Source organism: Pseudoalteromonas sp. SCSIO 43095 (assembly GCF_023650455.1).
GTDB lineage: Bacteria > Pseudomonadota > Gammaproteobacteria > Enterobacterales > Alteromonadaceae > Pseudoalteromonas > Pseudoalteromonas tetraodonis.
In genome coordinates this window covers 2,126,550-2,140,884 of the sequence record NZ_CP087995.1, presented here as the reverse complement: position 1 = coordinate 2,140,884, position 14,335 = coordinate 2,126,550, and the positions used below count along the sequence as shown (strand labels likewise).

Annotated in this window: 15 protein-coding genes; 10 read left to right on the top strand and 5 right to left on the bottom strand. The window is 40.4% G+C overall.

The genetic code is table 11. The features are described from left to right. Positions 1-9 precede the first annotated feature (9 nt). Complete coding sequence (locus LOC50_RS10135) at positions 10-345, top strand: YdbL family probable chaperone protein (RefSeq protein WP_008115577.1); 336 nt, start codon at positions 10-12, stop codon at positions 343-345. A gap of 32 nt (positions 346-377) precedes the next feature. Here LOC50_RS10135 and LOC50_RS10130 read toward each other — a convergent pair whose 3' ends face one another. Then, a complete protein-coding gene (locus tag LOC50_RS10130; RefSeq protein WP_069438518.1) occupies positions 378-926 on the bottom strand; it encodes a DUF1415 domain-containing protein in 549 nt (182 codons plus the stop codon). Then, entirely contained in the window at positions 923-2,206 is a 1,284-nt protein-coding gene (gene waaA / locus LOC50_RS10125) for a lipid IV(A) 3-deoxy-D-manno-octulosonic acid transferase (RefSeq protein ID WP_250653162.1), read from the bottom strand. Before waaA ends, LOC50_RS10130 begins: the two co-directional genes overlap by 4 nt. A 235-nt stretch (positions 2,207-2,441) precedes the next feature. Here waaA and LOC50_RS10120 point away from each other — a divergent pair, with 235 nt between their 5' ends. Then, a complete protein-coding gene (locus LOC50_RS10120; RefSeq protein WP_008115583.1) occupies positions 2,442-3,032 on the top strand; it encodes a D-sedoheptulose-7-phosphate isomerase in 591 nt (196 codons plus the stop codon). After that, positions 3,032-4,471 (top strand): bifunctional D-glycero-beta-D-manno-heptose-7-phosphate kinase/D-glycero-beta-D-manno-heptose 1-phosphate adenylyltransferase HldE, encoded by a 1,440-nt coding sequence (gene hldE, locus LOC50_RS10115; RefSeq protein ID WP_250653161.1) that lies wholly within the window; start codon positions 3,032-3,034, stop codon positions 4,469-4,471. Before LOC50_RS10120 ends, hldE begins: the two co-directional genes overlap by 1 nt. A 285-nt stretch (positions 4,472-4,756) precedes the next feature. Here hldE and LOC50_RS10110 read toward each other — a convergent pair whose 3' ends face one another. Beyond that, positions 4,757-6,304: a capsule assembly Wzi family protein gene (locus tag LOC50_RS10110; protein WP_250653160.1), complete on the bottom strand. Its 1,548-nt coding sequence runs from the start codon at positions 6,302-6,304 to the stop codon at positions 4,757-4,759. Between the two features lie 175 nt (positions 6,305-6,479). Between LOC50_RS10110 and LOC50_RS10105 the strand changes: the two genes are divergently transcribed. After that, entirely contained in the window at positions 6,480-7,553 is a 1,074-nt protein-coding gene (locus LOC50_RS10105; RefSeq protein WP_069438523.1) for a hypothetical protein, read from the top strand. Positions 7,554-7,596: 43 nt separating this feature from the next. Here the strand turns inward: LOC50_RS10105 and LOC50_RS10100 are convergent, their stop codons facing one another. Then, positions 7,597-8,319, bottom strand: a complete 723-nt coding sequence (locus tag LOC50_RS10100; RefSeq protein WP_036979814.1) for a 3-deoxy-D-manno-octulosonic acid kinase — start codon at positions 8,317-8,319, stop codon at positions 7,597-7,599. Positions 8,320-8,442: 123 nt separating this feature from the next. Here LOC50_RS10100 and LOC50_RS10095 point away from each other — a divergent pair, with 123 nt between their 5' ends. The 6 genes from LOC50_RS10095 to glpG all read left to right on the top strand — a co-directional run bounded on the left by LOC50_RS10095 (position 8,443) and on the right by glpG (position 13,710). Further along, positions 8,443-9,504 (top strand): glycosyltransferase family 9 protein, encoded by a 1,062-nt coding sequence (locus LOC50_RS10095; protein ID WP_250653159.1) that lies wholly within the window; start codon positions 8,443-8,445, stop codon positions 9,502-9,504. Continuing rightward, positions 9,501-10,070 carry a D-glycero-beta-D-manno-heptose 1,7-bisphosphate 7-phosphatase gene (gmhB, locus tag LOC50_RS10090; protein WP_250653158.1) on the top strand — a complete coding sequence of 190 codons (570 nt, stop codon included), beginning with the start codon at positions 9,501-9,503 and terminating at the stop codon, positions 10,068-10,070. The genes LOC50_RS10095 and gmhB overlap by 4 nt, the downstream gene beginning before the upstream one ends. 163 nt (positions 10,071-10,233) lie before the next feature. Next, a complete protein-coding gene (locus LOC50_RS10085; RefSeq protein WP_036979809.1) occupies positions 10,234-11,430 on the top strand; it encodes a glycine C-acetyltransferase in 1,197 nt (398 codons plus the stop codon). A 52-nt stretch (positions 11,431-11,482) separates the two neighbouring features. Beyond that, the gene (tdh, locus tag LOC50_RS10080) at positions 11,483-12,508 is read left to right on the top strand and encodes an L-threonine 3-dehydrogenase (protein ID WP_250653157.1); all 1,026 of its coding nucleotides are present in this window, start codon (positions 11,483-11,485) and stop codon (positions 12,506-12,508) included. A 66-nt stretch (positions 12,509-12,574) separates the two neighbouring features. Next, positions 12,575-12,892: a thiosulfate sulfurtransferase GlpE gene (gene glpE, locus LOC50_RS10075; protein ID WP_033104018.1), complete on the top strand. Its 318-nt coding sequence runs from the start codon at positions 12,575-12,577 to the stop codon at positions 12,890-12,892. Continuing rightward, positions 12,889-13,710, top strand: coding sequence for a rhomboid family intramembrane serine protease GlpG (glpG, locus tag LOC50_RS10070; protein WP_250653156.1), 822 nt, complete (start codon positions 12,889-12,891; stop codon positions 13,708-13,710). The genes glpE and glpG overlap by 4 nt, the downstream gene beginning before the upstream one ends. Here glpG and LOC50_RS10065 read toward each other — a convergent pair. Continuing rightward, positions 13,707-14,105 carry a flagellar basal body-associated protein FliL gene (locus LOC50_RS10065; protein WP_248473267.1) on the bottom strand — a complete coding sequence of 133 codons (399 nt, stop codon included), beginning with the start codon at positions 14,103-14,105 and terminating at the stop codon, positions 13,707-13,709. The two genes, glpG and LOC50_RS10065, sit on opposite strands and share 4 nt — an antisense overlap. Positions 14,106-14,335: the final 230 nt, after the last annotated feature.

Sequence of the window (14,335 nt, the reverse complement as noted above, 5' to 3'; positions counted from 1 at the left end):
GGAGCAATTATGAGTTTATTAAAAAATAAAAAGTTAAACGTGATCACACTTTTAAGTGCCGCTTTATTGTCATTTTCTGCTTGGGCAATCAGTTTAGATGATGCTAAAAACCAAGGGCTTGTGGGTGAAGATAGCTCAGGTTATTTAGGTTTGGTTGTACAAAATGCAGAGGCTAAAGCGGTTGTTGATGAAATTAACGCAAAGCGCAAAGCACAATATTTAAAACTTGCGAAAAAGAACAATTTGTCACTTGCTCAAGTAGAAGCATTAGCGGCGGCAAAAACCATTGAAAAAACCCAAGCAGGGCATTTCGTTGAAGTTAATGGTGAGTGGGTAAAAAAATAACTCTGTGCATTATTAAAAACCAGAAACCGAGCTTATGCGCTCGGTTTTTTGCAATTTTCAAGTAGCTGCTGCCAAAAGTGAATGCCTTTTCGGCGCGCTAAGTTGATATTGTGTTCAGGAATTGACTCTGGCTCATTGTATTCATCTAGTGCCGCGCTCATACTTGCCTCACGTATTAAGTGTAAAGTAGGAAAGGGCGAGCGGTTAGTATAATTTGCAGCGTCATCTTCATCACTATCAGCAAAAACATAGTCAGGATGAAAGTTTGCAATTTGGTACTTTCCCTCAAATCCTTGTGCAACTAATAGCGCATTGGCTAAGTCAACAAGGTCTAAAAAATCTTCAAAATCAGTAAAGCCATTATCAAATATTAATAAAGTGGTTTCACGCTGAGGATCCCGGTCAAGCTGGGTACATTGCTCAAGCATATCCATTACAGCATCATCAATTTTTGAGGCATTACTAATAGTGTAGTGAATACAGTTATTTTCAACTTCTTTACGAGCAAATGGACAAAAATTGTATTTTACAATCACAGCGCTTACCCATTCACGGGTTTGAGATATAGCTAAGTTGGTCACGATTTTGGCTCTAAATAAGGAGTTATAATGGCAAGCGTTTTGGCAATAGCGCCTTGGTTTTTAGCAACGCACTGAGCTGCTTTACTGCCAAGAATATCACACGCTTTGGTGTTTTTAATTAAGCGAAGCAATGCAAGCACTAGTTCGTCAGTATTTTCAACCACATGGGCGCCTTTGAGTTTAATAAGTTCAGGGTAAACATGGTCAAAGTTGTAGGTATGAGGGCCGGTAAGTACACCCACTGAAAAAGCTGCCGACTCTAATGGGTTATGGCCACCACGACGAATTAAACTGCCACCGATAAAACTTATATTAGCGGCACCATATAGATATTGTAATTCACCTAATGTGTCGGCTAATACAACTTGTTCATTGTTGTAACTTTTTTGACTGCGACGACTAAAGCTTAGATTCGAGTGAGTCAGCAACTCTGCAACTTTATCAAATTGTTCGGGATGACGTGGCGCAATGATCAGTAAAGCGTCAGGATGTGTTTTTAGTATTTGCTGGTGGGCTGCTAAAATAAACTCATGCTCTATAGGGTGTGTAGAACCTGCAACCCATATAAAGCGTTCTGCTTTTTTATAATCTTGCTGTAAAGAGGCGACTTTATTGAGTTGCGCAGTGGTTGGGGTAATATCAAATTTTATAGATCCCGTTACATGGCTTTTTTCAGCGGGTAGTCCTAATTCAATAAAGCGATTTGCATCTGTTTTGTCATGACTTGCAAGTGCGGTAATTGATTGCATGATACTGCGAGTTAGCTGGGCCACTTTTTCGTAGCCCTGTTGTGACTTTTCAGATAGTCGTGCGTTAACTACCAATACAGGTATATTTTGTTTGTGCGCATTAGCCATTAAGTTCGGCCAGAGTTCAGTTTCTAAAATACAGAGTAATTGCGGTTTTACTCGTTTTAAAAAGCGAGTGGTGGCCATAGGAAAATCAATGGGTAAATAACTAACAGCAACGCTTTGTTTAAATTGTGCGGTAACTTGCTCTCGTCCGGTTGGGGTATTGCAGGTAATTAAAATATTTAACTGCGGTTGTTCATGTTGTAGGGCTTTAATTAAAGGGGTAGCAGCTAACACCTCGCCCACAGAAGCACAATGAAATACAACCGGTTTGTTGCTATTTGAAAATAAAGCGCGACTTATGAAGCCAAAACGTTCCTTAAAGTGAGCGCGATATCCTGCGTTTTTTTTACCTCTTAGTACATATAAGTAAAATACAATCAGTGGGCTAATAATAATTAATGCGAGTGAATAAAAAATGCGTGCCATACTGTTGCTTTATGTAAATGAAAGTGGCGCTAGTTTAGCGTGAAATCGTTTTTTTCTAAATACACAAATATAAAATAGCTACCTGAAAAAGGTAACAACGTTAAAACCCTTCTTTATCTGAATAATAACTTTCTGCCTGTGCTTTAATTTAGTTATATAGAGGTGATTTGGCTATAAAATTATGGAATAATGAAATTAATTTTTCCTGCCATTTCAGTTCCAAGAGGAATATCTCATGTCAATTATAGATTCAGTGGCAACTAGCTACCTAGAAAGTTTAAATCGCCACCAAGTATTGTTCGAAACCATGGAGGCGTATCATCAAGAGGTAATGCAGTTGTTAGAAGCATGTCATAGTGCTTTACAGGCTGGTGGTAAGGTTGTTTGGTTTGGCAATGGCGGCAGTGCAGCTGATGCTCAGCATTTGGCTGCAGAGTTTGTGGTACGTTATAAGTTAGAGCGAGGACCGTTAGCGTCTATTGCTCTAACCACAGACACCTCTATTTTAACAGCGCACAGTAATGACTATCATTTTGACACAGTATTTGAACGCCAAGTACAGGCGCTATGTAAACCTGAAGATATTGTAATTGGCTTAACCACATCGGGCACCAGTAATAATATTAATTTAGCGTTAGAAGCCGCTAATAAAATAGGAGCATTCACTGTTGCATTTACAGGTCGCGATGGAGGTAAGGTAAAAGACATCGCCAAGTTACCTATTATTATTAAAAATGATGAAACAGCCCGTATTCAAGAGGCGCACATGTTTATTGGCCATTGGCTGTGTGAAGCCATGGATATGGTTGTTGCGGAGCAGCAGTAATGGATTTATCGCTATTAAAAAACTTATCAGCAGCGCGTATTTTAGTGGTTGGCGACGTTATGCTCGACCGCTACTGGTATGGTGATTCTGGCCGTATTTCGCCGGAGGCACCGGTACCCGTTGTAAAAGTCAGTAAATTTGAAGACAAAGCTGGTGGTGCCGCTAATGTAGCTAAAAATATAGCCCGACTAGATGGCAAAGTGGGTTTACTTGGCCTAATTGGCGAGGATGAAAGCGGACAAATTTTAGAAAACATTCTAGAGGGTGAAAAAATAAATTCACAGCTTGTGAGTGTATGCGATTTGCCGACTATTTCTAAAATGCGTGTAATTAGCCGTCATCAGCAAGTGGTACGTTTAGATTTAGAAGAGGCTTTTAATGAGTCTCATAGCCAGTTGTTATTAAATCGATTAGAGCTGGTGCTGAGTGATTACGACTTTATTGTATTTTCTGATTACAACAAGGGCTCACTCGCGCTAATCCAAAAAATGATTTCGGTTGCTAAAAAAGCAGGAAAAACCGTGCTTGTTGATCCTAAATCATCTGATTTAGAGTTGTACCGTGGAGCTGATTACATAACCCCTAATTTAAATGAGTTTAAATTAGCGGGTGGTCAGGTTGGTTCAGAAGAGTTGCTTGCTAGCAGCGCGCGTACCCTGATTAGTGATGCGGGTATAAAGGCGATGTTACTTACCCGTTCAGAGCAAGGTATGTCGCTTATAAATGCCACTGAAAAATATGATTTTGCAGCTCAAGAGCTTGAGGTCAGTGACGTAACTGGCGCTGGGGATACTGTTATTGCAACCCTTGCCGTTATGTTAGGTGCGGGTATGACCGCCAAAGATGCAGTCGAAATTGCAAATTTAGCAGCCGGTATTGCAGTAAGTAAATTGGGAGCGGCTACCGTTTCTCCTGAAGAGTTGAGCCGCAAGTTAGGTCAATACTTACAAGCCACTGGCGAGCATTATCAAACCCCATTTGATGATGTATTACAGCATATTGAATTTGCAAAGCAAAATGGAGAAACCATTGTATTTACTAATGGTTGTTTTGATATTTTGCATGCAGGCCATGTGCGCTATTTAGCGCAAGCTAAAGCGCGTGGTGATAGATTAGTGGTTGGTTTAAATAACGATGAATCTATTGCCCGTTTAAAAGGTCCTGAGCGCCCAATTAACCCATTAGATGAGCGTGCTATGGTTTTAAGTGCATTAGCCTCTGTTGATTGGGTTATTCCGTTTGGCAGTGAGGATGAAAATGACACACCAGCAAAGCTAATTGAACAAATTAGCCCAGATATTCTTGTTAAGGGTGGTGATTACACCGTTGAGCAAATTGCTGGTGCTGAGCATGTGTTGCGTCATGGCGGAAAAGTAGAAGTGCTTGAGTTTTTAGATGGTTGCTCTACATCAAAAGTGATTAGCAAAATAAAAAGCTAGTTTAAGGGCCTGTTAATCTTTGAAGATTAAATTTGCAGCAGTCTGTTTGGTATTTAGGCAAGGCAGAGTCTATGTGGTGTGGTTATTCCCCATTAATAGGCGATAACGTAGCATTAATGCCAAACAGGCGCTGCCCAAAGGGTTCTGCCTAGGGGCAATTTACTCTTTGTTGCTCGGTTTTTACTTAGCCCGTTAGGTTACAAACCTCGCGCCGCGATTAAACTGCCCCTAGTTTGAACAAATATTAATCCGCAAAGGTCAACAGGCCCTAGTGAAATAAAAAAACTAAAAGTTATATTCGAACTTTGCAAATGCAGACGTATCGTTTTCTGCTCCATCGTTATTAGAGGCAAATCCGCCAAGGGTAAAGCGCCCCCCCATGGCAAGCATTCTGTAACGTACTTCAAGCTGTTTAGAGCTAAATGCTGTTTTGGTAACCGAGTTACCTAAGTCTGGGTTATTTGGGTAACGGTCACGGTTGTCGCTGTTGTAGTCAATATCACGTAATTTTACTTGCCAGTCAGTTCCGCTTGAGAGTTGCCCAAGTACGGTTAATACCAGTGATTGAGCATCATTATCATAGGAAGAGCCGATAGGGCGACCATGATAACGATACCCTGAATTATAAATACTGTGCTCATAGAAGCAGTTTTCAGTTGCTGATGTGGCAGAACACGCTACGCCGGTATCAGTGTATTCTAGGTTAAATAAAATATTCTGATTATAAATGCGAGTCGTGGTTTGTATTCCACCAAGATAACCTCTGTCTACTGGCTTAATACCGCCACTGGTATCTTCACCAATCGTGCTTGCATATACCGCATAAGGTTGATCAAACAAAGTGTCCGACCAACGAATATCAAAACCCGCGAGTTGATTACCTAAACGAGTAATGAGCTCACCATCACAATCATTGGTACCATCAACACATTCACCTCCGCCGGTTATTAAATCAAAAAAGTCGCCTGCTGAACTGGGTTGTCCCTTGCCAGCCCATTGTGCTGACCAACTAAAGCCAATTTCTAATTGTTGAATTGGACGAAGGTTTAAACGAGTACTCCATAATAATGCATCAGGTACAACTCGGGTTGATTCAAGCTTAGCCATTTGTGCAGTAAAGCTCCACTGACCAATCCAGCTAAGCCAAGGCGTTTCGAACGCGCTACTTTGTTCTCTGCTGAGACTTATTGCGGGAAGTGGCTTTGAATTACCAGACATAATTAAGCTGTTATCAACACCCGGCCCCCAGAATTGCTCAACGGCGCCCGCTCTTACAATCCAATTACCCATACGATATGCTAAATAGCTGTCATCTAGAGAGGTATCATTGCAGTCAGTTAGTGCTTGCTCGTTTTGAGCTATATCATCAGTTGTTTTAGCGTCGACTAAGCAGTTTTTGCCATCATTACGATGATTAATCGCTATTTTAGCTGCAAAGTTATGTCCTAAATAAGCGTAGGCAGCAGTTAACTCTGATTCTTGGCTATTGGTGGCACCAAAGCTAGTGGCTACAAGAGGATCTGAGCTGGCAAATGCCGAAAGCTGTACACTATGCGAACCGCTATTTTCTGACTTATAACGATGTTTTACACGTAATAACGCATCTTGCAGTTGAGGGGGTAATTGTTCTAACGAAGTATTGTTAACATCATTAATAAAGCTTTTCCACATTAATGGATATGTTGTTACTGGCGCTAAAATTATACCTGCATCGGCAAGCTGTTGTATATCTGCTCTAAGAGCATAGTCATCAGGCTTTACCCAAGGTTCAGCATTTACGGTTGTCGTTACGGCACAAAAAAGCGAAGAAAGTATAAAAATTTTGTTTCGCAAAGCTCAGATCCTTATGATTGAAATTGCCAACAAGTTTAGCAATCTACGCTCTTTATTGCAGTAATTAAATCAGCCAAGATAAATTTAAAATACCACTATAGATTAAAACATTGTAGCTCTATCGGAAAAATGATCTCGTTGATATACTCGTTGCAAAGAAAAAAAAGAGATAGTAATGAGCAACAAACGACTTTTATTTATTCCCGTGTCATCGCCCGAAGGTATTGGTGAATATATGCGCTCGTTACAGCTAGCTAATACCCTTACCTCGGAGTATGGCAATTCGTTAGATATTCATTTCATTTTAAATAAGCACACGGCTTATGCTAAAAACTGCCCATTTCCTACCTTATTGTTAAATCAATCGGCAACAAAAGAAAATACGCATGTATGTCAGTTCATTGAACAATACAAACCAGATATGGTGCTATTTGATTGCGCAGGACGAGCCGAACAAATGAAAGCGGCAAAAAAAGTGGGTGCTAAAGTTGTTTTTATTTCACAGCATGCAAAAAAGCGAGCAAAAGGTTTAAAGCTTAATAGAGCGGGCCTTATTGATACTCATTGGGTTGTTCAGCCTGATTACTGTATTGACCCTCTTTCGTGGTATGAAAAGCTAAAATTGAGCATGCTGCCCCTGGCTCACCCTGCTAATGTTGGGCCGTTTACAGTGTTTGCATCAGCACAGCAAAAATCCGATGCACTAACCCGTTATCACTTGAAAGAGAAAGAATTCTTTATTGTTAACGCGGGCTCTGGTGGGCATACAGTTAATGGCGTGAATTGCGCAGATTTATATTTTCAAGCAGGGCTTATTATTGCTAAGCAAACAGGCTTAAAAGGTGTAGTGGTATTTGGTCCTAATTACACTAAGTCGTTACCTAAAAGCGATGAGTTAATTTGTTTGCCAAGCCAAGGGGGAGCTGAATTTTTAGCCTTACTAAGTCAGGCCAAGGTTGCATTATTAAGCGCGGGTGATACTTTACTCCAAGCTATTGCCTTGCAAACCCCCACAATTGCGTGTGCTATTTCAAAAGATCAAGGTGAGCGTCTTACCCGTTGTACTCGCACTGAAGTGGCTTATCAGGCACAGCTTGATATTGTTGATATAAGTGAAAAAGTGCAAACGTTACTTATAGAATCTCGTTATAAATATATTATTGATAAGTATTCTACTTTAGAAACAATCCACAGTTTTGACATTATTACACAAGGTTTGAAAAACATGTTGTTTAATAAGACTCATTAGTTATTAATAATTTAGTTTTTAGGAGCTTGATTTAACAAGTTTTTTAGAATTCGAGCTTTTGGTTGTATTGATTGCGTAATGTTTGCCAATCGTTTTGCTGCCAATGAAAGTGGCTATTGCGGCTTTGCTCTTTTAAAAAGGAGCGTTGTAAGCGAGACATGTTGCTTTGTTGCCATTTTTTATTGGGCACTTTTATTTCGCCACGGTCAAAGTCGATAATATAAACGTCGCCAGAGTCATCAAATAAAATATTATTAATATTTAAATCAGCGTGATACACCCCTTTATTATGAAACTGGGCAATGGTTTGTGCTACTTTTTTTATCTCAATATCACTTAAGGGGCGCTCAATCAGAACATCTAATACACTTTTAGCGCCGCTTACTGCTTCAGTAATAATATCACCTCGGTAAATAAAACCATGTCGGCTCACTTTAGCTGCAATGGGCTTTGGTACATTTAAACCTAACTCTATTAATTGCGTCATTAAGCTAAATTCTTGATAAACACGCGTATGCTCTAGTCCCCAATATAAATATTGGTCACTAAGTAGCTTGCCTATGAGGCCGCCACGCCAATAATGGCGCAATACAGCCGTTAAATCTGCGTGTTTAAAAAACCAAGCAGTTGCACGCCCCTTTTTAGCGCCAACAATTTTTTGCTGTTGCTGCCAGAAGTCGGGGTTAAACCAATCTAACTCTATTTCGGTGCTATATTGAGGATGGCTCAAAATGACATGGTTATTTTTGACGTGTTGATTAAACATAGCTCATAGGATTCGCTTTAATATGTGCACATATTAACGTGTTTTAAGTCTAAGGATAAGTACTTGCAATGACGCGATTATAATTTAAGATCGGGTTTAACTATTTTACTCCCAAGGAAACGTGTGACTTCAGCGCCTACTTACACATCAATTTGTATTTTACGTCTTTCTGCTATTGGTGATGTATGCCATGCAGTGAGTGCGGTACAAGCAATTCAAAAAGCGCATCCAAATGCTAAGATCACTTGGGTGATAGGGAAGGTCGAGGCGATGCTGTTAGCAGATTTGCCTGGCGTTGAGCTTGTTGCATTTGATAAAAAACAAGGTAAGGCGGCACTAAAACAGTTAAAGCAAACCTTTAAAGGGCAGTGTTTTGACGTACTGCTTAACATGCAAGTGGCTTTAAGAGCTGGTTTTGTCGCTCGCTGTATTCCTGCCAAAGTTAAAATTGGTTTTGATTGGGCTCGCTCAAAAGAGCTGCATAGTTTATTTATTAATAAACGTATTAAAGCCCAATCTCAGGCGCATGTTTTAGAGGGTTTTAAAGGCTTTGCTCAAGCGATTGGTGTTGATGATTATGTCCCTGTTTGGAATATGCCCTACACCGACAAAGATCAAGCTAAAGCTGATGAGCTGTTAGGTGACGATTATTTATCAACTAAGCTATTTGTTATTTCGCCAGCAGCAAGTAAAGCACAGCGTAACTGGTTAGCCGAACGCTATGCTGCGCTTGCGGATTATGCCAATGCGCAAGGTTTTAAAGTGGCGCTAACCGGTGGGCCTACTGAGCTGGAAATTAATTTAGCAAATAACATCATTAAACACAGTGATTCACCCATTCTGAACTTGGTGGGTAAAACAAAACTCAAAGAATTATTGTGCGTACTTAAGCGTGCAGACTTAGTACTGGCACCTGACACAGGCCCAGCTCATATGGCGGTGACTGTGGGCACACCGGTTATTGGCTTATATGCGCATTCAAACCCAGCGCGAACGGGGCCCTATTTATACCAAGATTACGTGGTTGAGGTTTATCACCAAAACTTATTAAAGCAAACTGGTAAAACCGCCGAGCAATTACCTTGGGGCACTCGGGTTAAGGGCGATGATTTAATGAGTCAAATAACTACGGATGCAGTAAAAGAAATGTTTGACCATGTTGTTAAAAAAGAGTCGTTATTATGAATGATAAACACACAAATAAGGCGCTTTTTTTAGACCGCGATGGTGTAGTAAATGTTGATCATGGCTATGTATTTAAAAGCGAAGAGTTTGAATTTATAGATGGTGTGTTTTCAACGTGTAAAGTATTTTATGACGCGGGCTATAAAATAATTGTTGTAACCAACCAATCAGGTATTGGTCGAGGTTATTACTCAGAAGCTGATTTTTTTGCCCTTAGCACATGGATGAAAGCGCAGTTTAGTCATCATCAAATTGAAATTACTGATGTTTATTTTTGTCCTCATCATCCTAAAAATGCATTACCAGATTATTTAAAAGAGTGCGATTGCAGAAAGCCAGCGCCAGGAATGTTACTGCAAGGAATAAAAGATCATCATATTGACCCTGCACTTAGTGTGATGGTGGGGGACAAGCGAGGTGATATGCAAGCTGCTATGAGCGCTAATATCCGTACTAAAATATTGGTACGTTCTGGGAAAACAGTTGATGAGCAAGCCGTAAAGTCTGCTGACTATGTTTGTGATTCAATCAAGGAGCTTCCTGTTCTGCTCGCTGGTCTAATTTAGTGCATACCTCATGCCCGTAAACTGGCAGCTTTTTCTGCCAGTTAGCTAATTTACGACCAATGACAAACAGTGCAATTTGGCGCTTAAACTTTTACAATACCCGCATTATAAATAGCAGCAACGTGTCTGCTGTTTAACCCGTTCAACCAAATGGAGATCACAGATGAGAGCATCTGCTTTTTTTAGCCAATTACAACAGCAAATCGAAGACGTTAAAGCGGAAGGTTTGTACAAAAATGAACGTGTTATCACTTCACAGCAGCAAGCTCAAATTGAAGTGGCATCAGGTGATAAGGTTATTAACTTTTGTGCTAACAACTACTTAGGTTTAGCTAATAGCCCAGAGCTAATTGCAGCTGCCCAACAAGGCTTAGATGACCATGGTTTTGGTGTTGCGTCTGTGCGTTTTATTTGTGGTACCCAAGATATTCATAAAACGCTTGAGAAAAAAATCAGTCAATTTTTAGAAACTGAAGACACCATTTTGTATTCATCATGTTTTGATGCGAATACGGGCTTGTTTGAAACTATTCTAGGTGCAGACGATGCGATTATTTCTGATTCATTAAATCATGCTTCTATTATTGATGGTGTACGTTTATGTAAAGCAAAGCGTTTCCGTTATGCAAATAATGATATGGCAGATTTAGAAAAGCAATTAATTGCAGCCGATGAAGCTGGAGCTAAAACTAAACTAATTGCTACTGATGGCGTGTTCTCAATGGATGGCGTTATTTGTAATTTAGAAGCCGTGTGTGATTTAGCCGATAAATATGACGCGCTTGTTATGGTTGATGACTCACATGCCGTTGGTTTTGTTGGCGAAAATGGTAAAGGTACACCTGAGTACTGTAATGTACTCGACCGTGTCGATATTATTACCGGTACCTTAGGTAAAGCGCTTGGTGGAGCTTCTGGTGGTTACACTTCAGGTAAAAAAGAAATTGTTGAGTGGCTTCGTCAGCGTTCACGTCCATACTTATTCTCAAATTCATTGGCGCCTTCAATCGTAACAGCGTCAATCAAAGTGTTAGAAATGCTTGAAAATGGCGGTGAGCTTCGCGCTAAGCTATGGTCAAACGCTAAATACTTCCGCGAGCAGATGGAAGCGGCAGGCTTTACTTGTGCAGGTAAAGATCATGCGATTATTCCTGTGATGCTGGGAGACGCCAAAGTAGCGTCACTTATGGCTGATAAGCTTTTGGCCGAAGGGATTTATGTAACTGGCTTTTCATTCCCTGTTGTACCAAAAGGTCAGGCACGTATTCGTACCCAAATTTCTGCAGCGCATAGCAAGGAACAGCTTGATACAGCCATTGCAGCCTTTACCCGTATTGGTAAAGAGATTGGTGTTATTTAATTTTCTTGTTAAATCGCGGCTAAAGTCGCGATTTTTTAATTGAGTGTGGATTATGAAAGCATTATCAAAGTTAAAAGCAGAGCCGGGCATTTGGATGACAGATGCGCCAAAGCCTGAAGTGGGTCATAACGATCTGTTAATTAAAATTCGTAAAACAGCCATTTGTGGTACCGATGTTCATATTTATAAGTGGGATGAGTGGGCACAAAACACTATTCCTACGCCTATGGTGGTTGGCCACGAATACGTGGGTGAAGTAATTGACATGGGCCAAGAAGTTCGCGGTTTTGAAGTTGGCGACCGTGTTTCGGGTGAAGGTCATATAACCTGTGGCCATTGTCGTAACTGTCGTGCTGGACGCGTTCACTTATGCCGTAATACAATCGGTGTGGGTGTTAATCGCGAAGGTGCATTTGCTGAGTACTTAGTGATCCCAGCATTTAATGCATTTAAAATTCCAGATAACATTAGCGATGAACTTGCCTCTATTTTTGACCCGTTTGGTAATGCAGTACACACGGCTTTATCGTTCGATTTAGTGGGTGAAGATGTATTAATCACCGGTGCAGGCCCTATTGGTATTATGGCTGCAGCTGTAGCTAAACATGTGGGTGCACGCCATGTGGTTATTACCGACGTAAATGAATACCGCCTAGATTTAGCACGCAAAATGGGCGCAACGCGTGCTGTAAACGTCGCGAATGAAAAGCTCGAAGATGTAGCTAAAGACCTAGGTATGACCGAAGGCTTTGATATTGGCTTAGAGATGTCAGGTGTACCAAGTGCATTTAATACCATGCTAAATAACATGAATCATGGCGGCAAAATTGCCATGTTAGGTATTCCACCTTCAGATATGGCGGTCGATTGGAATCAAGTTATTTTTAAAGGCTTAGTGATTAAAGGTATTTACGGTCGTGAGATGTTTGAAACTTGGTACAAAATGGCCAGTTTGATTCAATCAGGGCTTGATTTAAAACCAATTATTACTCATCAGTATTCAATTGATGACTTCCAAGCTGGCTTTGATATGATGATTTCAGGCCAATCGGGTAAAGTAATTCTTAACTGGGATTAATTATCCCCTTGTTAAGAGAATTAAAGGCGGCATTTGTCGCCTTTTTTGTAATTATAAGAGAGTACTATGGCATTTAAACATATATCAATCGCGCAAACCCTCGAACTACTAGACAAAGAAGATGTGGTGATTGCCGATATTCGCGATCCTAATTCGTATCAGGCAGGGCACATTCCAGGTTCTGAAGCACTTTCAAATGCAAATATCGCCCAATTTATGATGGAAAAAGAGTTTGACCAGCCGATTATTATTGTTTGTTATCACGGCATGAGTTCACAAGGTGCTGCCAGCTACTTAGTAGAGCAAGGCTTTGAAGATGTTTACAGCATGGATGGTGGTTTTACTGCATGGGAAGCCGCTTACAAGGATAAAGTAGCACGATGATAGAGCTAGGCAGTCTAACTAACCCCCGTGCTGCACAGGGCTTTATAGATTACCTAAAAAGCCAAGGGCTTTCAGGGCAAATTCGTACTGAGGATGGCCATACGCTTGTCATTAGTGTGGCACCTGAGGACTTTCATGCGGTGCAGCCTTTATGGAATGAATTTGCTAAAAACCCTAATCATGAACGTTATCAACAAGCGTCATGGCAAGTAGGCAGCACGCAATCACCATTAAAATATCAAGGCCAGTCGCTTAATTTAGTCGCGCGTTTTAAAGCCTTAAGTTGGCTTAATCAAAGTGTTAGCATTCTCAGTATTGTTGTTTATGTTGCCTTTTTATTTGGTGCGTTTGAGCCTATTTATATGGCGTTGCAGTTTAACCCTGCGTCACCACTTACTTGGTTAACCCCGGCTATTGTGCATTTTAGCGCCATGCATATTGTATTTAACTTAATCTGGTGGGTTTCACTGGGTGACAATATTGAAAAGCAATGTGGTAAATCGAGTTTAATCGGGCTGTTTTTAGTTACCGCTTTAATAAGTAATTGGGCACAGTACTTAATGGTCGGTCCTAACTTTGGTGGGCTTAGCGGTGTTGTATATGGGTTGTTAGGCTTTTGTTGGATTTACAGCACCCTTAACCCTAAACAGCCTGCACTGGTTACAACCGCAATTGTTGGATTTATGCTGGTATGGTTAGTACTTGGTTTTGCAGATGTATTATTTGTTGGAATGGCTAATTGGGCACACTTAGGTGGGCTCGTTAGCGGTATGGCTTTTGCCTATACCGCTCAGCTTTTTAAAACAAAAAGTGCCTAATGATATAAATATTTAGTAAATAAGAGATCACGGATGATCTCATGTCCTGTTTCTTCTTTAAGAAGGCTCTTTAGTTTTTCTGCGCTTTTAAGGCGTATTTGCTCGCGTCCTGTTAAAGACTTTATTTTGTTTTCATGCTCTTTAGATAATATCTCAACTAACGCATCACGAAGTAACGGCGTGTGGTGTTCCACGATTGCAATATCTGATGTTTTATTAAGCATTAAATCAACAGTGACACGTACATAGCCCATTTTTTTACTCGATGGGCCAATGTAGTTGGTAATAATATCTGGCTCAAACCCAAAATAACCGACAGTAGACTCAGCACGTGCTGATAAGCTAGTTAGGCTGACTAAAAGAATAAAAAGGCCTGTAAATACTGTTTTTTTCATTTCAAAAGCGTTTCCGTAAACTGGTTACAAATAGTTTATACTTATTAATAAATAAGATACAGCAAGATGCTGTTATTTGTTGAGCTATGTAAAGGCACTCTGTACTCAAGTTTGGGATAGGCAATAGCGAGAGTCAAATGTTGATTAGCTTTTTATAATAACAGGGTGTGCTTGGTAGTAAGTAAATCGCGCTTTTTCAAATCTCTTAGCAATGTTATGATCTTGCTGAT